This window comes from Mycobacterium sp. NGS68, assembly GCF_059812195.1.
The window spans coordinates 94,478-119,868 of the sequence record NZ_JCALCE010000017.1 but is presented as its reverse complement, the minus strand read 5'-3'; the positions used below and the strand labels follow the sequence as shown (position 1 = coordinate 119,868).

Here is a 25,391-nt window from a genome sequence, read left to right as displayed (position 1 = left end):
GCACCATCAGCCGTCATCGATCGTCGGGTCGATGACCGTGGGCTCAACGTCCAGATAGATGGCGACCTGAGCCACCAGGATTTCATGCAGCAATTCGCCGAGTTCGATGGTGTCCTTCGCCCGTCGCTCGATTGGCTTGCGAAATAAGACGATTCGCGCCCGCGTGGAGTTTCCGCGGATGTCGACCCCGGCCGGGATCAGCCGGGCGAGGGCGATCGGCCCGTCGGCTATCACCTCCGGCGGCCACTGCACGCTCTCGGGGTCCTTGGCCGCGATGCGGGGGATCTCGTCGACGGCGACGTCCAGCTCGGCCACCCGATCACGCCAGCGCTGCTCGATGGGTTCGTAGGCCTCCAGCACCGCCATGTCGAACCGCTCGGCCCGGCTGCGCCAGCCCGGCACCGACGGCGGCAGCAGCGGTCCACGCATTTCGCGGCCCCGGCGCGACGGTCGGTGGGCACCCCGCTGGTTGCCCGTCGGCCCCTCAGGCCGACCGGCCCGCGGGTAGCTGTGCGAATCGCCCACGCGCCGATGGTAACGGTTAGACATCCTGCACCGAGCGGTTGCGCGTGTCCGGCGCTTCGGCGGCGTTGCCGCACGATAGCCTTTCGATCGTGAACGTTCCCCGTCGCTGCTGCAGGCCCGGGTGTCCGCATTACGCCGTGGCGACCTTGACGTTCGTCTACTCGGACTCCACGGCGGTGGTTGGTCCGCTGGCAACCGTGCGGGAACCGCATTCGTGGGATCTGTGTGTCAACCATGCCGGCCGCATCACCGCACCCCGCGGATGGGAACTCGTGCGCCACGCCGGACCCTTCTTGTCTGAGCCCAGCCATCCCGACGAGGACGACGAGCTGGTGGCGTTGGCCGATGCGGTGCGCGAGGGTGGCACGCCCACCGAGGTGGGCGTGTCCGGCTTCGGCGTTGCCGCCGCCCCGATGAACGGCTTCTCGCACCCCGCGGGTGCCCACGCGACCGCGCCCAGCGGTGGCCTGCTGGCGCCGCCCGAGCACCGATCCGGACGCCGGCGGGGCCATCTGCGGGTGTTGCCCGACCCCACCGACTAGCGCGGGACTGACGCGGACGGGATCCATTGGGCCCCGGAGTCGGTGCGGGCCGATAGGCTGGCGGCCAAGAGTCCCAAGTCTTCAGGAGCCATCGCATGTCTCGGACCGCCGCGGCTGTCCACCGTGTCATCAAGGCCTACGACGTGCGCGGGCTGGTCGGCGAGGAGATCGACGAGTCGCTGGCCACCGAACTCGGCGCCGCGTTTGCCCGGTTGATGCGGGCCGAGGACGCGCACAAGGTGGTGATCGGCCACGACATGCGGGACAGCTCGCCGTCGCTGGCCGCTGCCTTCGCGGCCGGGGTCACCGACCAGGGCCTCGATGTGGTGCGCATCGGATTGGCGTCCACCGACCAGCTGTACTTCGCGTCGGGCTTGCTGCAGTGCCCCGGCGCAATGTTCACCGCCAGCCACAACCCGGCGGCCTACAACGGCATCAAGCTGTGCCGCGCCGGTGCCAAGCCGGTCGGCGCGGACACCGGCCTGACCGTCATCCGCGATGACGTGATCGCCGGCGTCCCCGCCCACCACGGGCAGCGCGGTTCGGTCTCCGACCGCGACGTGCTGGCCGAATACGGCGAGTTTCTGCGGTCGCTGGTGAACACCGCCGGCCTGCGCCCCCTGCGGGTCGCCGTCGACGCGGGCAACGGCATGGCCGGCCACACCACGCCGGCCGTGCTCGGCGCGATCGACTCGATCACCCTGTTACCGCTGTACTTCGAGCTCGACGGCTCCTTCCCCAACCACGAGGCCAACCCGCTCGACCCGGCGAACCTGGTGGACCTGCAGAAATTCGTGCGCGAGACCGGGGCCGACATAGGCCTGGCCTTCGACGGCGACGCGGACCGGTGCTTCGTGGTCGACGAACGCGGCGAGCCGGTGTCACCGTCGACAGTGACCAGCCTGGTCGCCGCCCGCGAGCTGCAGCGCGAGATCGGTGCGACCGTCATCCACAACGTGATCACGTCCCGCGCGGTGCCTGAGATGGTCACCGAGCGTGGCGGCACGCCGGTGCGCTCGCGCGTCGGGCACTCCTATATCAAGGCGCTCATGGCCGACACCGGCGCGATCTTCGGCGGTGAGCACTCGGCGCACTACTACTTCCGCGACTTCTGGGGCGCCGACTCGGGAATGCTGGCCGCGCTGTATGTGCTGGCGGCGCTCGGCGAGCAGCAGGGTCCGCCGCGGCCCCTGTCGGAGCTGACCGCCGACTACCAGCGCTACGAGTCCTCCGGCGAGATCAACTTCACCGTGGCCGACGCGGCGCAGTGTGTGGACGCGGTGTTGAAGTCCTTCGGCACCCGGATCCAGTCGATCGACCACCTCGACGGGGTGACGGTGGACCTGGGCGAGGGCAGCTGGTTCAACCTGCGCAGCTCGAACACCGAGCCGCTGCTGCGGCTCAACGTCGAGGGCCGCAGCACCGAGGACGTCGACGCGGTCGTCGCGCACGTCAGCGCACAGATCGCCGCCCAGGCGGACGGGGCCGGATCGTGAACACCGCCAGCGTCATCGACTTCGAGGACGCCGACGGCCTGCTCGCCGCCGACCGGCAGGGCCTGTTGCGGGCCGCGTCGTCTGCCGGGGCGCAGGTGCGTGCCGTCGCCGCCGCCGTCGAGGAGGGCGCGCTGGAATCGCTGCGCAGCCCGGGCGACCGGCCGCGCAGCGTGATCTGGGTGGCCGGCCGCGGCACCGCGGAGACGGCCGGGGCCCTGCTGGCCGCCATCATGAGCGGGACCGCCGCCGAGCCGATCGTCGTCGCAAGCGAGGCGCCGCCGTGGATCGGGCCGCTGGACGTGCTGGTCGTCGCCGGCGACGACCCGGGCGACTCCGCGCTGGTCGGTGCCGCCGCGACGGGCGTGCGCCGGGGCGCGCGGGTGGTGGTGGCGACGCCGTACGAGGGCCCGCTGCGCGACAGCACCGCCGGACGGGTCGCGGAACTGTCGCCGCGCCTGTGGGTTCCGAGCGAGTTCGGGCTGTGCCGTTACCTGGCCGTCGGCCTGGCCACGCTGCAGACCGTGGACCCCAGGCTCAGCGTGGATCTGGCCGCGCTGGCCGACGAACTCGACGCCGAGGCGCTGCACAACAGCGCGGCCCGCGAGTTGTTCACCAACCCGGCCAAGACCCTCGCCGCGCGCATGACCGGCCGCCGGGTGGCGCTGGCCGGCGACTCCGCCGCGACGCTGGCGCTGGCCCGGCACGGCAGTTCGATGCTGCTGCGGATCGCGGACCAGGTGGCCGCCCCCACCGGGCTCGCCGACGCGGTGGTGGCGCTGAGTTCCGCCGCCTCCGACGGATTCAGGGATCCGACCGAGGCGCTGTTCCACGACGAGGAGATCGACGGTCCGCTGCCCGAACGGCTGCGCGTGCTGGCGCTCACGCTGGACGACGAGCGGATGACGGTGGCGGCCCGGGTCGCGGGCCTCGACGGCGTCGACGTGATCGCGGCCCAGGACGTGCCGGACGTCGCGGACTTCCAGGAGGTGGGCGGGACGCTGCCCAAGCCGATCCGGGCCGAGCAGCAACTGGCTATATTGGCCGTTCGGCTGGAGATGGCCGCGGTTTATATGCGATTGGTGCGGGGATAGACACAACGTGGACGTACTACGCGGCGCGTTACGGACATACGCGTGGGGATCACGCACGGACATAGCGGAATTCACCGGACGCCCGGTTCCCGCCGCGCACCCCGAGGCCGAACTCTGGTTCGGCGCGCACCCGGGCGACCCGGCGTGGCTGGAAACCGCGGACGGCGAAACGTCGTTGCTGCAGGCGCTGCTGGCCGACCCGGAGGGGCAACTCGGCGCCGCGTCCCGGGCGCGGTTCGGCGACGTGCTGCCGTTCCTGGTCAAGGTGCTCGCGGCCGACGAGCCGCTGTCGCTGCAGGCCCATCCCAGCGCCGAGCAGGCGGTCGAGGGCTACCTGCGTGAGGAGCGGCTTGGCATTCCGGTAACCGCGCCCACCCGCAACTACCGGGACACCAGTCACAAGCCCGAGTTGTTGGTGGCGCTGCAGCCGTTCGAGGCGCTGGCCGGATTCCGGCAGGCGTCCCGGACCACCGACCTGCTGCGGGCACTGGCCGTCTCCGATCTGGACCCCTTCATCGATTTGCTGAACGACCAGTCCGATGCTGACGGCCTGCGCGCGCTGTTCACCACCTGGATCACCGCGCCGCAGCCCGACATCGACGTGCTGGTGCCGGCCGTGCTTGACGGGGCCATCAACTACGTCAGTTCCGGCGCAACGGAATTCGAGCCCGAAGTCAAGACCGTGCTCGAACTCGGCGAACGCTACCCCGGCGACGCCGGTGTGCTGGCCGCGTTGCTGCTGAACCGGATCAGCCTGGCGCCCGGCGAGGCGATCTTCCTGCCGGCCGGCAACCTGCACACCTATCTGCACGGCTTCGCGCTGGAGGTAATGGCCAACTCCGACAACGTGTTACGCGGCGGCCTGACCCCCAAACACGTCGACGTGCCCGAGCTGTTGCGGGTGCTGGACTTCGCCCCGACCCCCGAGTCGGCGCTGCGCCCGCCGGTCCACCGCGACGGGCTGTCGCTGGTCTACGACACCCCGGCCGACGAGTTCGCGGTCGCGGTGGTGGTGCTCGGCGACGAGCAGGTGGGCCACGAGGTCGACGCGTCCTCGCGCCATGAGGGGCCGCAGATCCTGCTGTGCGTGGAGGGCTGCGCGACGGTGTACGGCAAGTCCGGGTCGCTCACGCTGGGCCGCGGCATGGCCGCGTGGGTGGCGGCCGACGACGGCCCCATCCGGATGCTCGCGCGCGAACCCACCAAGCTGTTCAGGGCTACCGTCGGGCTGTGACGAGCCGCCGCTCGCGGCGCTCCTTCAGCCATAACCGCAGGTTGTGCCGCATCGCGCGGCCGATGATCCGCGGCGGCGGCACCATGTACAGGCTGTCCAGCAGCGAGAACCGGCGCAGAAACCATTCGGCGAGAACGGAATCGGTTTCGGCGGCGCCCAGGAACTGGTCGAACAGCGCACCCGACGGCCGCCAGTACCAGGGCACGGTCTCGGTTTCGGCGTGGTGGAAGCTGACGTCGCCGATCGCGTTCATCGTCCACACCGGAAAGGTGGTCTTGGCGGTGGCCCGGCTGAGTTCGGCGGCCAGGTCGCCGTTCGGGGCCTGAAGTGCCCGGCGCAGATGGCCGCCCTGCAGCGACGTCATCGTCATGCCCTGGCCAAAGGTGGGGTTGAAGCTGGCCACCGCGTCTCCGAACGGGACGATCCCGGCCGGGAAGCGGTCCAGCTTGTCGTAGCGGCGCCACCTGCTGACCGGGAAGGCGTGAAACGCCGGTTCGCCGAAGGGCTCGGCCTCGGCCAGCGCGTCGTTGAAGTAGGCCGGCAGTAGCTGATCAGCCAGCGCCAGCATCTCGGGAAACGTCCTGGGCGGTTTGGCGTTGGCCACCCCGAATGTCGTCAGCACCCAGGTGCCGTCCTCGTAATAGAGCATGCCCAGCCCCAGCGACTCGTCGTGCGAGGCGCCGGCGACCACCACCTTCTCCTTGATCAGCCCCTCGGGGAGACGGAACTGGTGGGTGGCGTAATGGATGCCGATGTCCAAGGTCTGCTCGACCGGGCGCTGGTATCCCCACTGCGTCAACCACACCGGCAGCCGGGTGCCGCGGCCCGCGGCGTCGACGACGAGATCGGCGGGCACGAACTCCGAGTTGCCTTCGCTGTCCGGGTCCAGCAGCACGCCGGTGACCCGTTGCTGGGCCCTGTCGAACCTCGGCTCCAGGACGTGGCGCTTGAGGACCGTCACGTTGTCGAGGTCGAGGACCCGTCGTCGCAGCTGCCATTCCAAATGCGGCCGGCTGGGCACGTAGGCGGTGAACTCGCGGCGCAGCGTCTGGCCCGTTCCCAGGACGTGGCCGGCGGCGCCCAGGTAGATGCAGTCCGGCCGGTTCTCCAGCATGGGCACACCGGCGTCGACCATGTCCGCGAGCAGACCCGGAAACAGGCTCTCGAACTCGTAAGCGCCGCGGGCCATGAGCATGTGCAGATGGCGGTCCTGGGGAACCGCGGCGCGGCTGGCCGGCGCGTCCGGCAGGTCGTCGCGGTCGTACACCGTGACGCGTTCGTAGAAGTCGGAAAGCACCCGCGCCGCGCACAAGCCGGCGATGCTGCCCCCGATCACCACCGCGTGTTTACTTTGGTCGCGCATCATCGCGAGGTTACCCAGTACTGTGCGGTCACAACCAGTGCGAGGAAAGGGCGGGCAGATGGCCGGTCGATGGCGGACAAAGTCAGTCGAACAGTCGATCGCCGACACCGACGAGCCCGGGAAGCGGCTGCGCAAGGACCTCACCTGGCTGGACCTGGTGGTGTTCGGGGTCGCGGTGGTGATCGGCGCGGGGATCTTCACCGTCACCGCATCCACCACGGGCGACATCGCCGGCCCGGCCATCTGGATATCGTTTCTGATCGCGGCGATCACCTGCGCGCTGGCCGCGCTGTGCTACGCCGAGTTCGCCTCGACGCTGCCGGTGGCGGGCAGCGCGTACACCTTCTCCTACGCCACCTTCGGCGAGTTCCTCGCCTGGATCATCGGCTGGAACCTGTTGCTGGAGTTGGCGATCGGCGCTGCCGTCGTGTCCAAGAGCTGGTCGAACTACCTGGGTGAGGTGTTCGGATTCGGCGGTGGCACGGTCAAAGTCGGCTCGGTGCATCTGGACTGGGGCGCGCTGCTGATCGTCGGCGTGGTGGCGACCCTGATCGCGCTGGGCACCAAATTGTCGTCGAGATTTTCGGCGGTGGTCACCGGCATCAAGGTGACGGTGGTGCTACTGGTCATCGTCGTCGGCGCGTTCTACATCAAGGCCTCGAACTATTCGCCGTTCATTCCCAAGCCGGAGTCGGGGGGAGAGGCCAAGGGCATCGACCAGTCGGTGCTGTCGCTGCTGACCGGCGCCCACAGCAGCCACTACGGCTGGTACGGCGTGCTGGCCGGGGCGTCGATCGTGTTCTTCGCGTTCATCGGTTTCGACATCGTCGCCACGATGGCCGAGGAGACCAAGAACCCGCAACGCGACGTCCCCAAGGGGATCCTGGCGTCGCTGGCGATCGTGACCGTGCTCTACGTCGCGGTGTCCGTCGTGCTGTCCGGCATGGTCTCCTACACCAAGCTCAAGACCGGCTCCGGCGATCGTCACGCAAACTTGGCCACTGCATTCACGGAAAACGGGGTGACCTGGGCGAGCAAGATCATCTCCATCGGAGCCCTGGCCGGGCTGACCACGGTGGTGATGGTGCTGATGCTCGGGCAGTGCCGCGTGTTGTTCGCGATGGCCCGCGACGGTCTGCTGCCGCGGGGACTCGCGAAGACGGGTTCGCGTGGGACCCCGGTGCGGATCACCGTGCTGGTCGCGGTGGTGATCGCGCTGACGGCGTCGGTGTTCCCGATCAACAAGCTCGAAGAGATGGTCAACGTCGGGACGCTGTTCGCGTTCGTGCTCGTCTCCGCCGGCGTCATTATGCTGCGCCGCACCCGGCCCGACCTGCCGCGCGGCTTCCGGGCGCCTTGGGTCCCGGCCCTTCCTATCGCGTCCATCCTGGCGTGTGTCTGGCTGATGGTGAACCTCACCGCGTTGACCTGGGTGCGATTCGCGGTCTGGCTGGTCGTCGGGACGTTGATCTACGTCGGCTACGGGATGCGCAATTCGGTGCAGGGCAAGCGGCAGGCCGGGGAGATCGAGGCCGCGCCTGACCCGGATCCCGCGCCCGCGTAGTTTCGCGGCCTTTGGCAGCGGCTCGCCACCGCCCCGCGTTTGAGTCTGTGTGTACTGCGCGGAAGTGCGAGTGGGGGCCGCAGTGAGCGCAGAGTCAACGGCCCGGCGCGGGGCCGCCGCCACCCGCCGGCGTTTGAGTCTGCGTGTGCTGCGCGGAAGTGCGAGTAGCGACAGCAGTCAGCGCAGAGTCAACGGCTGGCGCGGGGCCCCGCCACCCGCGGCGTTTGAGTCTGCGTGTACTGCGCGGAAGTGCGAGTGGGGGCCGCAGCCAGCGCAGAGTCAGCGGCATGGCGCGCGGCGGCGGCCGGGGCCGCCACGGGCCGGTGCTTGAGTCTGCGTGTGCTGCGCAGAAGTCCGAGTAGCGACAGCAGCCAGCGCAGAGTCAACGGCCCGCTGCGGGGCCCCGCCACCCGCCGGCGTTTGAGTCTGCGTGTACTGCGCGAAAGTCCGAGTAGCGACAGCAGCCAGCGCAGAGTCAGCGGCCCGCCGCGCCCCCGCAGACCCACCTTGCTTTACAAAGCAAGCACTAATGTCTAGACACAAGACGCAATAGCCGATATTGTCAACCGTGAACGTGGTGTGGCACACAAGGAGGTTTGGCATATGACCACCCAGATCAGCCCGGAAGTAACTCCGGAATCAGCACACGAACCCGAGTGGCGCGACAGGAAGCGCTACCTGTGGCTCATGGGACTCATCGCGCCGACGGCGTTGTTCGTGATGCTGCCGATTACCTGGGGTTTCAATCAATTCGGCTGGCACACGGCGGCGCAGGTACCGCTGTGGATCGGGCCGATCCTGCTCTACATCCTGCTGCCGGCGCTGGACCTGTTCTTCGGGCCCGACGGGCAGAATCCGCCCGAAGAGGTGATGGAGCGGCTCGAGAACGACAAGTACTACCGCTACTGCACCTACATCTACATTCCGTTCCAGTACGCGAGCGTGGTGCTGGGCGCCTACCTGTTCACCGCGTCGAACCTGCATTGGCTGGGTTTCGAAGGCGGCCTGAGCTGGGCCGGAAAGATCGGCGTGGCGCTCTCCGTCGGCGTCCTCGGCGGCGTCGGCATCAACACCGCGCACGAGATGGGGCACAAGAAGGACTCGCTGGAGCGCTGGCTGTCCAAGATCACCCTGGCGCAGACCGCGTACGGACACTTCTACATCGAGCACAACCGCGGTCACCACGTGCGCGTCTCCACTCCGGAGGACCCGGCGTCGTCCCGGTTCGGCGAGACCTTCTGGGAATTCCTGCCCCGCAGCGTCATCGGCAGCGCCCGCTCGTCGGTCCACCTTGAGGCACAGCGGATCCGCCGACTCGGCAAGAGCCCGTGGGACCCCAGGACCTACCTGTCCAACGACGTGCTGAACGCGTGGGCCATGTCGGTGGTGCTGTTCGGGGCGCTGATCGCGATGTTCGGTCCGGCGGTCATCCCGTTCATCGTCATCCAGGCAGTGTTCGGCTTCAGCCTGCTGGAAGCCGTCAACTACCTCGAGCACTACGGGCTGCTGCGGCAGAAGAAGGACACCGGTCGCTACGAGCGCTGCGCACCCGTGCACAGCTGGAACTCCGACCACATTGTCACCAACCTGTTCCTGTACCACCTGCAGCGGCACAGCGACCACCACGCCAACCCCACGCGGCGCTACCAGACGCTGCGCAGCATGGAAGGCGCGCCCAACCTGCCCAGCGGCTACGCGTCGATGATCTCGCTGACCTACTTCCCGCCGCTATGGCGCAAGGTGATGGACCACCGGGTGCTCGCGCACTACGACGGCGACATCACCAGGGTCAACCTGCAGCCGCGCCTGCGCGAGAAGTTGCTGGCCCGGTACGGAGCGGCCGCATGACGAACACCTACCGGTGCCCCGTGTGCGACTACGTCTACGACGAAGCCAAAGGTGATGCGCGGGAAGGCTTCCCGGCCGGAACACCCTGGGACCAGATTCCCGACGACTGGTGCTGCCCGGACTGCTCGGTCCGCGAAAAGCCCGACTTCCAACCCGTCTGAACAGAGTTAAGGAGCAAGAAAATGACCGACTACAAACTCTTCCAGTGCGTGCAGTGCGGCTTCGAGTACGACGAGGCGCTGGGCTGGCCGGAGGACGGCATCGAGCCCGGCACCCGGTGGGACGACATCCCCGACGACTGGAGCTGCCCGGACTGCGGCGCGGCTAAGTCGGACTTCGTGATGGTGGAGGTGGCGCGATCATGATCGGCGCCACACGCCTCGCGAAAACCGATATCGTCGCTCCTGTGAAGCGGATTCCCTACGCCGAGGCATCGCGGAATCTGCTGCGCGAATCGGTGCTGGATGCCATGCGGGACCTGCTGCTGACCCGCGACTGGTCCGCCGTCACGCTGTCGGACGTGGCCCGCGCCGCGGGCATCAGCCGGCAGACCATCTACAACGAGTTCGGCTCCCGCCAGGGCCTGGCGCAGGGTTACGCCCTGCGCCTAGCCGACCGCCTGGTGGACACGGTCAAGGGCGCCCTGGACGCCAACGTCGGCAACATCTACGAGTCGTTCCTGGAGGGCTTTCGGGCCTTCTTCACCGAGTCGGCGGCCGACCCGCTGGTCATCTCACTGCTGACCGGGGTCGCCAAACCGGACCTGCTGCAGCTGATCACCACCGACAGCGGACCGATCATCACCCGCTCGTCGGCCCGGCTGGCCACGGCGTTCACCCAGACCTGGCTGGCCACCAGCGACGACGACGCCAACGTGCTGGCCCGGACGATCGTGCGGCTGTGCCTGAGCTACGTGTCCATGCCACCGGAGGCCGACCACGACGTCGCCGCCGACCTGGCGCGCTTGATGACGCCCTTCGCGGAGCGGCACGGGGTCATTAACGTGCCCTGATCGGGTGGGGCCGACGGCGGCCGCTCCGGGTTGACTACAGTGGCGCGAGAACATACTCAAGCTATCTAAGGATGAGACACCCCGATGACGACGACCGAAAATTCGCTCAAGCCTGACGTTGTAAACGGCATCGATTTCAAGATCGCCGATTTGTCGCTGGCGGATTTCGGCCGCAAGGAACTCGACCTCGCCGAATACGAAATGCCCGGCCTGATGTCGCTGCGCCGCGAGTACGCCGAGGTGCAGCCGCTGAAGGGGGCGCGCATCTCGGGCTCGCTGCACATGACGGTGCAGACCGCGGTCCTCATCGAAACCCTGACGAGCCTCGGCGCCGAGGTGAGGTGGGCGAGCTGCAACATCTTCTCCACCCAGGACCACGCGGCCGCCGCCGTCGTCGTGGGCCCGCACGGCACTCCGGAGGAGCCCAAGGGCGTGCCGGTCTACGCCTGGAAGGGCGAGACGCTCCAGGAGTACTGGTGGTGCGCCGAGCAGATGCTGACCTGGCCCGACGCTGACAAGCCCGCCAACATGATCCTCGACGACGGCGGCGACGCCACCATGATGGTCTTGCGCGGCATGCAGTACGAGACGGCCGGCGTAGTGCCGCCCGCCGAGGACGACGACCCCGCCGAGTGGAAGGTCTTCCTGAGCGTCCTGCGCGAGCGCTTCGAGTCCGACAAGACCAAGTGGACCAAGATCGCCGAGTCGGTCCAGGGCGTCACCGAGGAGACCACTACTGGCGTGTTGCGGCTCTACCAGTTCGCCGCGGCCGGGGACCTGGCGTTCCCGGCGATCAACGTCAACGACTCGGTCACCAAGTCCAAGTTCGACAACAAGTACGGCACCCGGCACTCGCTGATCGACGGCATCAACCGCGGCACCGACGCGCTGATCGGCGGCAAGAGCGTGCTGATCTGCGGCTACGGCGACGTCGGCAAGGGCTGCGCGGAGGCCGTCAAGGGCCAGGGCGCGCGCGTCGCCGTCACCGAGATCGACCCCATCAACGCGCTGCAGGCGCTGATGGAGGGCTTCGACGTGGTCACCGTCGAGGACGCGATCGGCAATGCGGACATCGTCGTGACCGCGACCGGCAACAAGGACATCATCTCGCTCGAGCACATGAAGGCGATGAAGGACCACGCCATCCTGGGCAATATCGGCCACTTCGACAACGAGATCGACATGGCCGCGCTCGAGCGGTCGGGCGCGACGCGGCTCAACATCAAGCCACAGGTCGACTTGTGGACGTTCGGCGACTCCGGCAAGTCGATCATCGTGCTCTCCGAGGGCCGGCTGCTGAACCTGGGCAACGCCACCGGACACCCGTCGTTCGTGATGAGCAACAGCTTCGCAAACCAGGTGATCGCGCAGATCGAGCTGTGGACCAAGAGCGACGAATACGACAACGAGGTCTACCGGCTGCCCAAGCACCTGGACGAGAAGGTCGCCCGCATCCACGTCGAGGCGCTGGGCGGCCAGCTGACCAAGCTGACCAAGGATCAGGCCGAATACCTCGGCGTCGACGTCGAGGGCCCGTACAAGCCCGACCACTACCGCTACTGACCGCGGGCGCGTAGCGCCGCCGCGACGACACCGCGAAACAGTTCGCGGGAGCGCGCCGGCGCGCCAAATATTTGGCGGGAACTCACAGCTCATCGGCAGCCTGTAATAGGCAAACTGGCCTACAGATGACTCGACGACGATCGAGCGGATCGCCGTAACTCCATAGCCACTTGGAGGTGCGATGTCATCGTTTCTAATCGCAGAACCCGACGTATTGGTGGCGGTCGCGACGGACTTGAGCCGCATCGGCTCGGGGATCACCGCCGCCAACGGCGCGGCGGCCGCCTCGACCGTCGGATTGCTGCCTGCCGGCGCTGATGAGGTGTCGGTGGCCATTGCGGAGCTGTTTTCCGCGCGCGGCCTGAGCTACCAGGCCGTCGCCGAACGGGTGGCGGCATTTCACGACCAGTTCGTCCAGGCCTTGACCGCCGGTGCGGGCGCCTACGCGTCGGCCGAGGCGGGCAATGCGTCTCCGTTGCAGACCGTCCAGCAGGAGGTGTTGGGCGTGGTCAACGCGCCCACGGAGGCGCTGCTCGGCCGCGCGCTGATCGGTAACGGTGCCAACGCCACGACGCCGGGGGGCAATGGCGGTGACGGCGGCATCCTGATCGGCAATGGCGGCAACGGCGCTGCCGGTGCGGCAGGCCAGGCCGGCGGCGCGGGAGGCAACGGCGGGATCTTCGGCAACGGAGGCGCGGGGGGCTCGGGCGGCACGGGTGTCCCCGGCGTCAACGGCGGCAACGGCGGCAACGGGGGTGCGGGCGGTGCCGGCGGCAACGCGGGGCTGCTCTACGGCAACGGGGGCCACGGCGGCGACGGCGGGAACGGGGCTCTGGGCGCCAACGGCGGCACCGGGGGTAACGGTGGTGCCGGGGGCAGCGCGGGCCTCGTCGGGGCAGGCGGGTCCGGTGGGCATGGGGGACTGGGCGCGTCCGGTGCCAATGCCGTAAACCCGGGCCTTGCCGCGCCGAACGGGCAAGCAGCTACCGGCACACCCGGCGCCGCCGGTGGCAACGGGGGCGCCGGCGGGCCGGGGTCGCCCGGCGTAGCCACAGGGCAGACCGGCGGTACGGGCGGTCAGGGCGGCGACACCGGCAGGGCCCTGGGCGGCCAAACCCTTACCGGCGGCACCGGCGGCACCGGTGGCACCGGCGGTCCGGGAGCCCCCGGCGGCGCCGGCGGCGCGGGCGGCGCGGGCAGCTCGGACGGGGGCATCGGCAACGGGGGCCTCGGCGGTACGGGCGGCGGTGGTGGGGCCGGCGGCCCGGGTGGCGAGGGTGGTGCCGGCGGTAACTCCACCATGTCGGGCACCGGCGGCGCCGGTGGCAACGGCGGTGTCGGCGGCACCGGGGCCGCGGGCGGTCGCGGCGGTGACGGTGGTAGCGCCCTCGAGGGGGTTGGTGGCGCGGGTGGCAACGGCGGTACGGGCGGCGTGGGCTCAAGCGGCGGCTCGGGCGGCGCCGGCGGCACCGGCGGGGCCGGTGGACACGGCGGCCTGCTCGCGGGCGCCGGCGGCGCCGGCGGTGCGGGCGGTATGGGCGGAGTCGGAGGCAGCGGGGCCCAGGGCGGCACCGGCGGTGCCGGCGGTAATGCCGGTACCGGCCAACTCGGCGTCGGCGCGGCGGGTAACGGCGGCACCGGCGGCACCGGAGGCAGCGGCGGTGGCGGCGGTGCGGGCGGTGACGGTGGCGCCGGCGGTGCCGGCGGATTGCTGGGCGCCGCGGGTTCACCGGGCGCCGGTGCGCCGGGAGGCAGCGGCGGTGTCGGCGGTCTGCCCGGTGCGGGTGGCGCTGCGGGAACCGGGTCCGGCGACGGTGCGCCGGGCGCTCCCGGCCAGTTCGGTGCATCAGGGGCATCCGGAGCGTCGGGCAACGTCGGGTAGCGGCCGTGCCGTATAGGCTCGCGCCGTGCTGATCGCGATCGAGGGCGTTGACGGCTCGGGCAAGCGGACGCTGACCGACGGCCTGCGCAGGGCGTTTCAGGCCGACGGCAAGTCGGTCGCGACGCTGGCCTTCCCGCGTTACGGCCAGTCCGTCACCGCCGACGTCGCCGCGGAGGCGCTGCACGGCGGGCACGGCGACCTGGCGTCGTCGGTGTATGCCATGGCGATGCTGTTCGCGCTCGACCGCGCAGGCGCCGTCGAGCAGATCGAGCGGCTGCACGGCGGCCACGACGTGCTGATCCTGGACCGCTACGTCGCCTCCAACGCGGCCTACAGCGCGGCGCGTCTGCATGAGGACGCCGCCGGGGAGGCAGTGGCCTGGGTGCACCGCATGGAATACCAACGGCTGGGGCTGCCCGCGCCAGACTGGCAGGTGCTGCTCGCGGTGCCCGCCGAACTCGCCGGTCAGCGCGCACGCAGCCGCGCCGAAAGCGACCCGAACCGGGCCCGCGACAGCTACGAACGCGACGACGACCTGCAGCGTCGCACCGGCGCGGTGTACACCGGTCTGGCCGAAGCGGGGTGGGCCGGACCGTGGCTGGTGGTCGACGCGGACGTCGATCCGGGCGCCCTGGCGGCCACATTGACGGCCCCAGGACGGGGTCCGGGACACCCGAATAGCACAATTTGATCTCGATTCGGCCTTATCAGGCGAGAAACGCCCGTGTGGCGCGCCGGTTTTGTCCCGATCTGGTGACACCATGGACGGCATGAGGCAAAGGATTTTGGTCGTTGATGACGACGCTTCGCTGGCCGAGATGCTGACGATCGTGCTGCGTGGGGAGGGCTTCGACACGGCGGTCGTCGGCGACGGCACCCAGGCCCTTACCGCAGTGCGTGAGTTGCGTCCCGACTTGGTGCTGCTGGACTTGATGCTGCCCGGTATGAACGGCATCGATGTCTGCCGGGTGCTGCGCGCCGACTCCGGCGTTCCGATTGTGATGCTGACGGCCAAGACCGACACCGTGGATGTGGTGCTCGGCCTGGAGTCGGGCGCCGACGACTACATCATGAAGCCGTTCAAGCCCAAGGAGCTGGTCGCCCGGGTGCGGGCGCGGCTGCGGCGCAACGACGACGAGCCGGCCGAGATGCTGTCCATCGCCGACGTCGAGATCGATGTGCCCGCGCACAAGGTCACCCGCAACGGCGAGCAGATCTCGCTGACGCCGCTGGAGTTCGACCTGCTCGTCGCGTTGGCGCGCAAACCCCGTCAGGTGTTTACTCGGGATGTGCTGCTCGAACAGGTGTGGGGCTATCGGCACCCGGCGGACACCCGCCTGGTGAACGTGCACGTCCAGCGGCTGCGGGCCAAGGTCGAGAAAGACCCTGAGAACCCGACTGTGGTGTTGACCGTTCGAGGAGTGGGATACAAGGCCGGACCCCCGTGACCCGCGCTGGCGACGATGCAGAGCGTAGCGATGCTGAGGAGCGGCGCAATGCACCTGAGCGACCCCGGTGATGCGGGGTTCGCGTCGTCGCACTCGTAGTCGTTGGGGCCGCTCAGGCCCTATGACGCGCGGTATCGGTGCGCTGAGCCGAGCCGTGAGCGTCGTCTGGCGCCGATCGCTGCAGCTGCGCGTCGTGGCGCTGACCCTCGGGCTCTCGCTGGCCGTCATCCTGGCGCTGGGCTTCGTGCTGACCAGCCAGCTCACCAATCGCGTGCTGGACGTCAAGGTCAAGGCCGCCATCGAGCAGATCGAGCGTGCGCGTACCACCGTCAGCGGCATCGTCAACGGCGAGGAGACCCGCTCGCTGGACAGCAGCCTGCAGCTGGCCCGCAACACGCTGACCTCGAAAACCGACCCGGCTTCCGCCGTCGGGCTCGCCGGCGCGTTCGACGCGGTGCTGATGGTGCCCGGCGACGGTCCGCGCGCGGCGACCACCGCCGGACCCGTCGAGCAGGTGCCCGGGTCGTTGCGCGGCTTCGTCAAGGCCGGCCAGGCGGCCTACCAGTACCACACCGTGCACACCGAGGCCTACAGCGGACCGGCGCTGATCATCGGCACGCCGACGTCGTCGCGGGTGGCGAACCTCGAGCTGTACCTGATCTTCCCGCTGAAGAACGAGCAGGCCACCGTCACGCTGGTGCGCGGCACGATGGCCACGGGCGGCCTGGTGCTGCTCGTGCTGTTCGCCGGCATCGCGATCCTGGTCTCGCGCCAGGTGGTGGTGCCGGTGCGGTCGGCGTCGCGGATCGCCGAGCGGTTCGCCGAGGGACACCTGTCCGAGCGCATGCCGGTGCGCGGCGAGGATGACATGGCCCGGCTGGCGGTGTCGTTCAACGACATGGCCGAGAGCCTGTCCCGCCAGATCACCCAGCTCGAAGAATTCGGTAACCTGCAGCGCCGCTTCACCTCCGACGTCAGCCACGAACTGCGCACACCGCTGACCACCGTGCGGATGGCCGCCGACCTCATCTACGACCACAGCGCCGACCTCGACCCCGCGCTGCGCCGCTCCACCGAGCTGATGGTCAACGAGCTGGACCGGTTCGAGACGCTGCTCAACGACCTGCTGGAGATCTCCCGCCACGACGCCGGTGTGGCCGAGCTGTCCGTCGAGGCGGTCGATTTGCGGACGACGGTGCAAAGCGCCCTGGGCAACGTCGGGCACCTCGCCGAGGAGGCCGGCATCACGCTGCAGGTGGACATGCCGACCGAGGAGGTCATCGCGGAGGTCGACGCGCGGCGGGTGGAGCGGATCCTGCGCAACCTGATCGCCAACGCCATCGACCATGCCGAGCACAAGCCCGTCGACATCCGGATGGCCGCCGACGAGGACACCGTTGCCGTCACGGTCCGGGACTACGGCGTGGGGCTGCGGCCCGGTGAGGAGAAGCTGGTGTTCAGCCGGTTCTGGCGGTCGGACCCGTCGCGGGTGCGGCGCTCCGGCGGGACCGGGCTGGGCCTGGCGATCAGCATCGAGGACGCCCGCCTGCACCAGGGCCGGCTGGAGGCGTGGGGTGAGCCCGGCGAGGGCGCCTGCTTCCGCCTGACGCTGCCGCTGTTCCGCGGCCACAAGGTCACCACCAGCCCGCTGCCGATGAAACCCATCCCGCAACCTAACCAGCCGGGTGGGCAGCCGCCGCATTCACCGCGCCAGGAGCGCCAGCGCGAGCACGCCGACAGGAGCGGGTGATGCGGCCGACGCTGCGGTTGCTGCTCGTGTCGCTGGCAGTGCTGGTCTCGGGCTGCGCCGGCGTGCCCAGCTCGTCGGCGCCGCAGGCCATCGGCACCATCGAACGGCCGGCGCCGACCAACCTGCCCAAACCCACCCCGGGCATGGATCCCGACGTGCTGCTGCGCGAATTCCTCAAGGCCACCGCCGACCCCGCGAACCGGCACCTCGCGGCACGGCAGTTCCTCACCCAATCGGCGTCCAATGCCTGGGACGACGCCGGTAGCGCGCTGCTGATCGACCACGTGGTGTTCGTCGAAACCCGTGCCGCCGAGCGTGTTTCGGCGACCATGCGGGCCGACATCCTGGGCTCGCTGTCCGACGTCGGGGTGTTCGAGACCGCCGAGGGCGTGCTGCCCGACCCGGGACAGATCGAACTGGTCAAGACCTCGGGCGGCTGGCGCATCGACAAGCTGCCCAACGGCGTCTTCCTGGACTGGCAGCAGTTCCAGGCGACCTACAAGCGCAACACGCTGTACTTCGCCGACCCCACCGGCAAGACCGTCGTCCCCGACCCGCGCTACGTCGCGGTCTCCGACCACGACCAGCTGGCCACCGAGCTCGTCTCCAAGCTGCTGGCCGGGCCACGGCCGGAGATGGCGCACACCGTGCGCAACCTGCTCGCCCCGCCGCTGCGGCTGCGCGGCCCGGTGACCCGCGCCGACGGCGGCAAGAACGGGATCGGCAGCGGGTACGGCGGCGCACGAATCGACCTGGAAAAGCTGTCCACCACCGACCCGCACAGCCGGCAATTGCTTGCCGCGCAGATCATCTGGACGCTCGCCAGGGCCGACATCCGGGGCCCGTACGTGATCAACGCCGACGGCGCCCCGCTGGACGACAGGTTCGCCGAGGGCTGGAACACCTCCGACGTCGCCGCCACCGACCCGGGCGTCGCCGACGGCGCGGGTGCGGGGCTGCACGCGCTGGTGAACGGGTCGCTCGTCGGGCTGGACGGCCAGCGGATGGCCCCGGTACCCGGAGCATTCGGACGCATGGGTGACCAGACCGGCGCCGCGCTGTCGCGCAGCGGGCGGCTGGTGGCGTCGGTGGTGACGCTGCGCCGCGGCGCCCCGGACACCGCGGCGTCGCTGTGGATCGGTGACCTCGGGGGCGAGGCCGTGCAGTCCGCCGACGGGCACAGCCTGACGCGGCCCAGCTGGGCGCTCGACGACGCGGTGTGGGTGGTCGTCGACGCCAACAACGTGCTGCGCGCGATACAGGAACCCGCATCGGGTCAGCCCGCCCGCATCCCGGTCGACTCCGCCGCGGTCACCACGCGCTTCCCGGGGCCGATCACCGACCTGCAGCTGTCCCGCGACGGGACCCGCGCCGCGCTGGTCATCGGCGGGCAGGTGATCCTCGCCGGCGTCGAGCAGACCCAGGCCGGGCAGTTCGCGCTGACCTATCCGCGCCGGCTGGGCTTCGGGCTGGGCACGTCGGTGGTGTCGCTGTACTGGAGGACAAGCGACGACATCGTGGTGACCCGCAACGACGCCACGCATCCCGTGTCGTACGTGAACCTCGACGGGGTGAACTCCGATGCGCCGGCGCGCGGCCTGACGATTCCGCTGTTCTCGATCGCGGCCAACCCGTCGACCGTTTATGTCGGTGCGCCGCAAGGGATCCTGGCGTACTCGGCGTCGGTAGCCGAAAATCAGCAGGGCTGGTTCGAGGTCCCCGGGCTGATGTTGCAGGGGGCGGCACCGGTGTTGCCGGGTTGATCCGCGGGTTACCCTCAGCAGTCAGGAGCCTTCGAGAAAGTCCCGCGGATGTCGCCTAGAGTTCCCCGGCTGGATCCCTTCGGCGCGCTGGAGATGCTGGGCTCGCTGTGGTCCTCGACCGGCTTGTCGTCCGTCACCGCCGGAGCCGCCCAGGCCGCCGCGGTGCCGTACCGAACGTTGTTCCTCACGTTGCAGCAGCTGCTCGTCGGCAAGGAAGTCACGGTACGCATCGGCGAGCACGACGTGGTGCTGACCGTCACGGAGCTGGAATCCGCCCTGGAGCCGCAGGGTTTGGCCGTCGGACAGCTCGGCGACGTGCGGTTGGCGGCCCGCGACGTCCGTTGGGACGACAACCATTTGCGCAGCGCCGTCGCCGTCCTGCACAACCTGCACATCCGTCCGGGCATGCCGCCGGTCGTGGTGGCCGCGCCGGCGGAGTTGTCGACGTCGGTGTCGGCCCACATCTTCGACGACGTACTGCGGCAGGCGGCGCCGCAGCTGCGCACCGAGCTGCGCGAGGACGGCAACGCGCGGCTGCGCTGGGCCCGTCGGCCCGCCTGGGGCGGGCTGGACGTCGACGTCGGCGTGATGGGCAAGACATTGTGGTTGCGTCCGCAGGCGGTGGTCACCGGGCGGCGGCGCTGGGCGCTGCCGGCGCGCACTCCCGCCTATCAGGTGCCGCTGCCCGAGTTGCCGCACGGCCTGCTCGTCACCGGCGTCAGCCTGAGCATGGATTCGCTGGACATCTATGGCCTGCTGCCGGAATGGCGCATGGACCTGCCGCTGCGCTACCTCGAGGACCTGATCACCCAGCTGAGTCAGGGCGCGCTGAGCTTCGCGTGGCCGTCTTTGTTCAAGGGCTCCGACTGAGCGGGCGCGGAGTAGAACAAACCTCCAAGGTGTTGGCGCGGATCAAAGGCGGCGAGGAGATCACACTGACCGAGCGCGGCAAGATCATCGCGCGCGTCGTCCCGGCTACCCCGGGACCGCTCGACGAGTTGATCAGTGCGGGTAGGGTGCGCCCGGCGGTGGTGGGTGGTCCTGCGCCGCGGCGACGATCCCGATGCGCGGCGTCGCCGGGCGCCGAAGCCTGAGCGGGCGCCTGGATTGTCACCCCCGAGCGCGACACTTGCCGTGTGCTCGACCTGATCCTGCCGCTGGAATGCGGCGGCTGCGGCGCGTCGTCGACGCGGTGGTGTGCCGCCTGCGCCGCCGAACTCGTCGTCAGACCCGACCAGCCGCACGTGGTGAACCCGCGCGTGGACCCGGAGGTGCCGGTGTTCGCGCTGGGCCGGTATGCCGGTGCGCGGCGCCAGGCGATCCTCGCGATGAAGGAGCATGGCCGCGGCGATCTCGTCACCCCGCTGGCCTATGCGGTGGCGGTGGGCGTGCACCGGCTGCTGACCTGGGGCATGGTCGAGACCCCGCTGACGGTCGTGCCCGCACCGACGCGGGCCTCGGCGGCGCGGCGCCGCGGCGGTGACCCGGTCGCGCGGATCGCCCGGGCCGCGGTGGCCGGGCACCCGGACGTCGCTGTCGTGCGGGCGTTGCGGATGACGGCGCTGGCGCGCGACTCGGTGGGCCTGGGCACGTCGGCGCGGGAACGCAACATCGCGGGCCGGGTGCGGCTGCGGGGCCGCCGCCCGGATGCCGAAGTGGTGCTCGTCGACGACATCGTCACCACCGGCGCGACGGCGCGGGAGTCGGTCCGGGTGCTGCATGCGGCCGGGGTCCGGGTGGCCGCCGTGCTGACGATCGCCGCCGCCTGAGCTTCGTCGGCGACAGAAACCCGTGAACTTCCCATGAGTACGTGAAGAACTCGCAACACCTGTACCAAATCGGTGGCACGCCGGGGCGAACACGGGCTAACGTCGAGAACAACCTTCAAAACTCAGGTCGCGATTTTCCCAGGTTGAGACGCCAGCGCGGGAGGGGGTGAGTATTCGACACCTTGCACCGGCGGGCAGCCTGCGGCGGTGACTTCGGAACCGCTCCAACCCTCGTCGATGCGTTTGTACCGAATGCCGGCACGCAAGGCGCGTGTGACGTGGAAAAGAGAAACGAGTTGTCACGTATGTCAAGGCTAACCGTGGATACGGGTCAGATTCTGGACGAAGCACCGGTCGACACCGACGAGTCGACCGAACCGAAACTCAATGCCGAAGTCGTATACAAAGGCCGCAACGTCGAGATCCCCGATCACTTCCGCATCTATGTCTCGCAGAAACTCGCTCGTTTGGAACGATTCGACCGGACCATCTACCTGTTCGACGTCGAACTGAATCATGAACGCAACCGTCGCCAGCGCAAGTCTTGTCAGCGCGTGGAGATCACCGCCCGCGGCCGCGGGCCGGTAGTCCGCGGGGAGGCGTGCGCCGACAGTTTCTATGCCGCACTCGAATCGGCCGTCGTCAAACTCGAGGGCAGGCTGCGTCGGGGCAAGGACCGCCGCAAGGTGCACTACGGTGACAAGACGCCGGTCTCGCTGGCGGAGGCCACCGCGGTGCTCCCGCCGCTGTCGGAGCGGGCCTTCGACGACGCCTTCGACAAAGGCGCTGACGAGGCCGCCGAGCCCCACCAACACGATGGCGCCGGTCTGGACGTCAAAGACCACGAGCCGGGCCGCGTCGTGCGGATCAAAGAACACCCGGCCAAGCCGATGTCGGTCGACGACGCGCTCTACGAGATGGAACTCGTCGGACACGACTTCTTTTTGTTCTACGACAAGGAGTCCGAACGGCCGACGGTGGTCTACCGTCGGCACGCTTACGACTATGGCTTGATCCGACTGGCTTGATCAGACTGGCTTGATCAGACTCGCGTAGCCGCTCGTCACCTACGATGGGAGTCGCCTGATCGAACAAGACTCCTAGGGGACATTGCTGTGCTGTCGAAGTTGCTGCGCCTTGGTGAAGGTCGCATGGTCAAGCGCCTCAAGAAGGTGGCGGACTACGTCAACACGTTGTCCGACGACGTCGAGAAGCTGTCCGACGAGGAGCTGAAGGCCAAGACCGACGAGTTCAAGAAGCGGCTGGAAGAGGGCGAAGACCTCGACGACCTGCTGCCCGAGGCCTTCGCGGTGGCCCGCGAGGCCGCCTGGCGGGTACTCGACCAGCGCCCGTTCGACGTGCAGGTGATGGGTGGCGCCGCGCTGCACCTGGGCTACGTCGCCGAGATGAAGACCGGTGAAGGAAAGACGCTGACCTGTGTGCTGCCGTCGTATCTCAACGCGCTGGCCGGCAAGGGCGTGCACATCGTCACCGTCAACGACTACCTGGCCAAACGCGACAGCGAGTGGATGGGCCGGGTGCACCGCTTCCTCGGGCTGCAGGTCGGCGTGATCCTGGCCAGCATGAACCCCGACGAACGCCGGGCCGCCTACAACGCCGACATCACCTACGGCACCAACAACGAGTTCGGCTTCGACTACCTGCGCGACAACATGGCGCACTCGCTCGACGACCTGGTGCAGCGCGGGCACAGCTACGCGATCGTCGACGAGGTCGACTCGATCCTGATCGACGAGGCCCGGACCCCGCTGATCATCTCCGGTCCCGCCGACGGCGCGTCCAACTGGTACACCGAGTTCGCCCGCATTGCGCCGCTGATGGAAAAGGACACCCACTACGAGGTTGACCTGCGCAAACGCACCGTCGGTGTGCACGAAAAGGGCGTGGAGTTCGTCGAGGACCAGCTCGGCATCGACAACCTCTACGAGGCCGCCAACTCGCCGCTCGTCAGCTACCTGAACAACGCGCTGAAGGCCAAGGAGCTGTTCAGCCGCGACAAGGACTACATCGTCCGCGACGGCGAGGTGCTGATCGTCGACGAGTTCACCGGCCGCGTGCTGATCGGTCGCCGCTACAACGAGGGCATGCACCAGGCCATCGAGGCCAAGGAGCACGTCGAGATCAAGGCCGAGAACCAGACCCTGGCCACGATCACGCTGCAGAACTACTTCCGCCTCTACGACAAGCTCGCCGGCATGACCGGCACCGCCCAGACCGAGGCGGCCGAGCTGCACGAGATCTACAAGCTCGGCGTGGTCAGCATCCCCACCAACAAGGAGATGATCCGCCAGGACCAGTCCGACCTGATCTACAAGACCGAGGAGGCCAAGTACATCGCGGTGGTCGACGACGTCGCCGAGCGCTTCGAGAAGGGCCAGCCGGTGCTGATCGGCACCACGAGCGTCGAGCGGTCGGAGTACCTGTCGCGGCAGTTCACCAAGCGCCGCATCCCGCACAACGTGCTCAACGCCAAGTACCACGAGCAGGAGGCCGGCATCATCGCGGTCGCGGGCCGCCGCGGCGGCATCACCGTGGCCACCAACATGGCCGGCCGCGGCACCGACATCGTGCTGGGCGGCAACGTCGACTTCCTCGCCGACCAGCGGCTGCGCGAGCGCGGGCTGGACCCGGTGGAGACGCCCGAGGAATACGAAGCGGCCTGGCACGAGGAGCTGCCCAAGGTCAAGGAAGAGGCGAGCGCAGAGGCCAAAGAGGTGATCGAGGCCGGCGGGCTGTACGTGTTGGGCACCGAACGGCACGAGTCGCGGCGCATCGACAACCAGCTGCGCGGCCGCTCCGGCCGCCAGGGTGACCCGGGCGAGTCGCGCTTCTACCTGTCGCTGGGCGACGAGTTGATGCGGCGGTTCAATGGCGCTGCCCTGGAAACTTTGTTGACGAGGCTGAACCTGCCCGACGACGTGCCCATCGAAGCCAAGATGGTCACCCGCGCGATCAAGAGCGCGCAGACCCAGGTCGAGCAGCAGAACTTCGAGGTCCGCAAAAACGTCCTCAAGTACGACGAGGTGATGAACCAGCAGCGCAAGGTGATCTACGCCGAGCGTCGCCGCATCCTCGAGGGCGAGAACCTCAAGGAGCAGGCCCTCGACATGGTCCGCGACGTCGTCACCGCCTACGTCAACGGCGCGACGGCCGAGGGTTACGCCGAAGATTGGGACCTGGAGAAGCTCTGGGAAGCGCTCAAGACGCTGTACCCGGTGGGAATCGACCACGAGACGCTGACCCGGCCCGACACCGACTCCGACCGCGACGAGCTGACCCGCGAGGAGCTGCTCGACGCCCTGCTCGAGGACGCCGAGAGGGCTTACGCGACAAGGGAAGCCGAATTGGAGGAGCTGGCTGGCGAGGGCGCGATGCGCCAGCTGGAACGCAACGTGCTGCTCAACGTCGTCGACCGCAAGTGGCGTGAGCACCTCTACGAGATGGACTACCTCAAGGAGGGCATCGGCCTGCGCGCGATGGCGCAGCGCGATCCGCTGGTCGAGTACCAGCGCGAGGGCTACGACATGTTCACCGCGATGCTCGAGGGCATGAAGGAGGAGTCCGTCGGCTTCTTGTTCAACGTGACCGTCGAGACCATCCCGGCGCCGCAGGTCGCCCCGGTGGACGCGCCGGAGGGTCTGACGGACTTCGCGACGTCGGCGGCGGCCGCCGCCGGTGAGCCGGACGGTGAAGCCCCGGCGGCATCCGAGGAACCCACCGAGCAGCCCGTCAAGGAGCCGGCGAGCACCTTGCGCGCCAAGGGGATCGACAACGACGACGCGCCAGCCCTGACCTATTCCGGGCCGTCCGAGGACGGCTCGGCGCAGGTACAGCGCAACGGCGGCGGCGCGGCCAAGTCGACGGCCGGTGCGGGCGCCGGTGGCAGTCGTCGCGAGCGACGTGCCGCGGCGCGGCAACAAGGCCGTGGCCCCAAGCCGCCGAAGTCGGTCAAGAAGCGCTGATGGCGAGCGCCTGAGCTAGCTCTCGACCAGTGCCGCGATTCGCTCCAGGGTGGCGCGCATGCCGTCGGCGGTCAGTTCGGGCATCGAGCCGCGGGTGATCATCCGCTTCTGCTTGTCCTGCGACACATCCCAGGTCTCGCGGACCAGCGTCCCGCCGTCGGGGGCCTGGCTCAGCTCGTAACGCCAGATCCGGCCGCCGATCAGCCCGCCCAAACCGTAGGTCTGCCAGGCGATCCGGCGATCCGGCTCGTACTCGATGACGGTGTTGGTGGTGCGATACGGGAGGAACAGCGTCTCCTTGCGCCCGCGCATGGCCATCCCGAACTTCGAGCCCCGCGACAGCGGCGCAGACTCCTGCGCGGCGTGGTTGAGTGACCCCGAACCGTCGAAGCTGGCGTGTTTGCCCGCGTCGGCCAATAACGCGAAGACCTTGTCGGGGGACGCTTTGATGACGCGCTCGACGCTGACCGTGTTCCCGTCCATGTCGCCACCCTAGCCGCGCTCGGAGCGTATGAGGTTGGCCAGTACGGGTTACATCCCGGCGGCAAGTCGTCAAGG

The 25,391-nt window shown here is 69.0% G+C and carries 23 protein-coding genes; 20 read left to right on the top strand and 3 right to left on the bottom strand.

The window, feature by feature from the left end:
* Positions 1–6 precede the first annotated feature (6 nt).
* Positions 7–429: a metallopeptidase family protein gene (locus AC5Y5V_RS19380; RefSeq protein ID WP_499938622.1), complete on the bottom strand. Its 423-nt coding sequence runs from the start codon at positions 427–429 to the stop codon at positions 7–9.
* Between the two features lie 185 nt (positions 430–614).
* Here AC5Y5V_RS19380 and AC5Y5V_RS19375 point away from each other — a divergent pair, with 185 nt between their 5' ends.
* The 4 genes from AC5Y5V_RS19375 (at position 615) to manA (ending at position 4,888) form a co-directional block, all read left to right on the top strand.
* Positions 615–1,067, top strand: a complete 453-nt coding sequence (locus AC5Y5V_RS19375) for a DUF3499 domain-containing protein (protein ID WP_499938581.1) — start codon at positions 615–617, stop codon at positions 1,065–1,067.
* A gap of 95 nt (positions 1,068–1,162) precedes the next feature.
* Positions 1,163–2,563, top strand: a complete 1,401-nt coding sequence (locus AC5Y5V_RS19370; RefSeq protein WP_499938579.1) for a phosphomannomutase/phosphoglucomutase — start codon at positions 1,163–1,165, stop codon at positions 2,561–2,563.
* Positions 2,560–3,654, top strand: a complete 1,095-nt coding sequence (locus AC5Y5V_RS19365; RefSeq protein WP_499938577.1) for a TobH protein — start codon at positions 2,560–2,562, stop codon at positions 3,652–3,654. Before AC5Y5V_RS19370 ends, AC5Y5V_RS19365 begins: the two co-directional genes overlap by 4 nt.
* A 7-nt stretch (positions 3,655–3,661) precedes the next feature.
* Positions 3,662–4,888: a mannose-6-phosphate isomerase, class I gene (gene manA / locus AC5Y5V_RS19360; protein ID WP_499938574.1), complete on the top strand. Its 1,227-nt coding sequence runs from the start codon at positions 3,662–3,664 to the stop codon at positions 4,886–4,888.
* On the opposite strand, the gene AC5Y5V_RS19355 is transcribed toward manA, so the two are convergent.
* Entirely contained in the window at positions 4,872–6,227 is a 1,356-nt protein-coding gene (locus AC5Y5V_RS19355) for an FAD-dependent oxidoreductase (RefSeq protein ID WP_499938619.1), read from the bottom strand. The genes manA and AC5Y5V_RS19355 overlap by 17 nt on opposite strands.
* Before the next feature lie 82 nt (positions 6,228–6,309).
* On the opposite strand from AC5Y5V_RS19355, the gene AC5Y5V_RS19350 reads away from it, so the two are divergent.
* From AC5Y5V_RS19350 to secA, 16 genes are all read left to right on the top strand, one after another.
* Positions 6,310–7,815, top strand: a complete 1,506-nt coding sequence (locus AC5Y5V_RS19350; RefSeq protein ID WP_499938571.1) for an amino acid permease — start codon at positions 6,310–6,312, stop codon at positions 7,813–7,815.
* 603 nt (positions 7,816–8,418) lie between these two features.
* Positions 8,419–9,663 (top strand): alkane 1-monooxygenase, encoded by a 1,245-nt coding sequence (locus tag AC5Y5V_RS19345; RefSeq protein WP_499938567.1) that lies wholly within the window; start codon positions 8,419–8,421, stop codon positions 9,661–9,663.
* Complete coding sequence (locus tag AC5Y5V_RS19340) at positions 9,660–9,824, top strand: rubredoxin (RefSeq protein WP_499938565.1); 165 nt, start codon at positions 9,660–9,662, stop codon at positions 9,822–9,824. Before AC5Y5V_RS19345 ends, AC5Y5V_RS19340 begins: the two co-directional genes overlap by 4 nt.
* 21 nt (positions 9,825–9,845) lie before the next feature.
* Positions 9,846–10,028, top strand: a complete 183-nt coding sequence (locus AC5Y5V_RS19335; protein WP_499938563.1) for a rubredoxin — start codon at positions 9,846–9,848, stop codon at positions 10,026–10,028.
* A complete protein-coding gene (gene alkX, locus AC5Y5V_RS19330; protein ID WP_499938561.1) occupies positions 10,025–10,675 on the top strand; it encodes a TetR family transcriptional regulator AlkX in 651 nt (216 codons plus the stop codon). Before AC5Y5V_RS19335 ends, alkX begins: the two co-directional genes overlap by 4 nt.
* An 84-nt stretch (positions 10,676–10,759) precedes the next feature.
* On the top strand, positions 10,760–12,238 hold the full coding sequence (gene ahcY, locus AC5Y5V_RS19325) for an adenosylhomocysteinase (protein ID WP_499938559.1): 1,479 nt from the start codon (positions 10,760–10,762) through the stop codon (positions 12,236–12,238).
* 181 nt (positions 12,239–12,419) lie between these two features.
* On the top strand, positions 12,420–14,120 hold the full coding sequence (locus AC5Y5V_RS19320) for a PE family protein (protein ID WP_499938557.1): 1,701 nt from the start codon (positions 12,420–12,422) through the stop codon (positions 14,118–14,120).
* A gap of 25 nt (positions 14,121–14,145) precedes the next feature.
* Positions 14,146–14,811, top strand: coding sequence for a dTMP kinase (locus tag AC5Y5V_RS19315; RefSeq protein ID WP_499938555.1), 666 nt, complete (start codon positions 14,146–14,148; stop codon positions 14,809–14,811).
* Positions 14,812–14,881: 70 nt separating this feature from the next.
* Positions 14,882–15,568, top strand: a complete 687-nt coding sequence (mtrA, locus tag AC5Y5V_RS19310; protein ID WP_499938553.1) for a two-component system response regulator MtrA — start codon at positions 14,882–14,884, stop codon at positions 15,566–15,568.
* Positions 15,569–15,635: 67 nt separating this feature from the next.
* A complete protein-coding gene (gene mtrB / locus AC5Y5V_RS19305; RefSeq protein ID WP_499938551.1) occupies positions 15,636–17,318 on the top strand; it encodes an MtrAB system histidine kinase MtrB in 1,683 nt (560 codons plus the stop codon).
* Complete coding sequence (gene lpqB / locus AC5Y5V_RS19300; protein ID WP_499938549.1) at positions 17,318–19,081, top strand: MtrAB system accessory lipoprotein LpqB; 1,764 nt, start codon at positions 17,318–17,320, stop codon at positions 19,079–19,081. Before mtrB ends, lpqB begins: the two co-directional genes overlap by 1 nt.
* Before the next feature lie 48 nt (positions 19,082–19,129).
* Positions 19,130–19,951, top strand: coding sequence for a hypothetical protein (locus AC5Y5V_RS19295; RefSeq protein ID WP_499938547.1), 822 nt, complete (start codon positions 19,130–19,132; stop codon positions 19,949–19,951).
* 32 nt (positions 19,952–19,983) lie between these two features.
* The gene (locus AC5Y5V_RS19290; protein ID WP_499938545.1) at positions 19,984–20,175 is read left to right on the top strand and encodes a hypothetical protein; all 192 of its coding nucleotides are present in this window, start codon (positions 19,984–19,986) and stop codon (positions 20,173–20,175) included.
* 42 nt (positions 20,176–20,217) lie between these two features.
* Positions 20,218–20,850 carry a ComF family protein gene (locus tag AC5Y5V_RS19285; RefSeq protein WP_499938541.1) on the top strand — a complete coding sequence of 211 codons (633 nt, stop codon included), beginning with the start codon at positions 20,218–20,220 and terminating at the stop codon, positions 20,848–20,850.
* A gap of 320 nt (positions 20,851–21,170) precedes the next feature.
* Complete coding sequence (hpf, locus tag AC5Y5V_RS19280) at positions 21,171–21,878, top strand: ribosome hibernation-promoting factor, HPF/YfiA family (protein ID WP_499938617.1); 708 nt, start codon at positions 21,171–21,173, stop codon at positions 21,876–21,878.
* A gap of 87 nt (positions 21,879–21,965) precedes the next feature.
* Positions 21,966–24,833, top strand: coding sequence for a preprotein translocase subunit SecA (gene secA / locus AC5Y5V_RS19275; RefSeq protein ID WP_499938538.1), 2,868 nt, complete (start codon positions 21,966–21,968; stop codon positions 24,831–24,833).
* 15 nt (positions 24,834–24,848) lie between these two features.
* Here secA and AC5Y5V_RS19270 read toward each other — a convergent pair whose 3' ends face one another.
* On the bottom strand, positions 24,849–25,316 hold the full coding sequence (locus AC5Y5V_RS19270) for an SRPBCC family protein (protein WP_499938536.1): 468 nt from the start codon (positions 25,314–25,316) through the stop codon (positions 24,849–24,851).
* Positions 25,317–25,391 lie beyond the last annotated feature (75 nt).

What these genes read in the sequence shown, in the direction of transcription:
- lpqB (WP_499938549.1), top strand. Translation starts at nt 17,318, where the DNA reads ATGCGGCCGACGCTGCGGTTGCTGCTCGTGTCGCTGGCAGTGCTGGTC.
- ahcY (WP_499938559.1), top strand. Translation starts at nt 10,760, where the DNA reads ATGACGACGACCGAAAATTCGCTCAAGCCTGACGTTGTAAACGGCATC.
- AC5Y5V_RS19270 (WP_499938536.1), bottom strand. Translation starts at nt 25,316, where the DNA reads ATGGACGGGAACACGGTCAGCGTCGAGCGCGTCATCAAAGCGTCCCCC.
- mtrA (WP_499938553.1), top strand. Translation starts at nt 14,882, where the DNA reads ATGGACGGCATGAGGCAAAGGATTTTGGTCGTTGATGACGACGCTTCG.
- AC5Y5V_RS19295 (WP_499938547.1), top strand. Translation starts at nt 19,130, where the DNA reads ATGTCGCCTAGAGTTCCCCGGCTGGATCCCTTCGGCGCGCTGGAGATG.
- AC5Y5V_RS19380 (WP_499938622.1), bottom strand. Translation starts at nt 429, where the DNA reads ATGCGTGGACCGCTGCTGCCGCCGTCGGTGCCGGGCTGGCGCAGCCGG.
- AC5Y5V_RS19350 (WP_499938571.1), top strand. Translation starts at nt 6,310, where the DNA reads ATGGCCGGTCGATGGCGGACAAAGTCAGTCGAACAGTCGATCGCCGAC.
- AC5Y5V_RS19335 (WP_499938563.1), top strand. Translation starts at nt 9,846, where the DNA reads ATGACCGACTACAAACTCTTCCAGTGCGTGCAGTGCGGCTTCGAGTAC.
- AC5Y5V_RS19320 (WP_499938557.1), top strand. Translation starts at nt 12,420, where the DNA reads ATGTCATCGTTTCTAATCGCAGAACCCGACGTATTGGTGGCGGTCGCG.
- AC5Y5V_RS19340 (WP_499938565.1), top strand. Translation starts at nt 9,660, where the DNA reads ATGACGAACACCTACCGGTGCCCCGTGTGCGACTACGTCTACGACGAA.
- AC5Y5V_RS19345 (WP_499938567.1), top strand. Translation starts at nt 8,419, where the DNA reads ATGACCACCCAGATCAGCCCGGAAGTAACTCCGGAATCAGCACACGAA.
- AC5Y5V_RS19370 (WP_499938579.1), top strand. Translation starts at nt 1,163, where the DNA reads ATGTCTCGGACCGCCGCGGCTGTCCACCGTGTCATCAAGGCCTACGAC.
- alkX (WP_499938561.1), top strand. Translation starts at nt 10,025, where the DNA reads ATGATCGGCGCCACACGCCTCGCGAAAACCGATATCGTCGCTCCTGTG.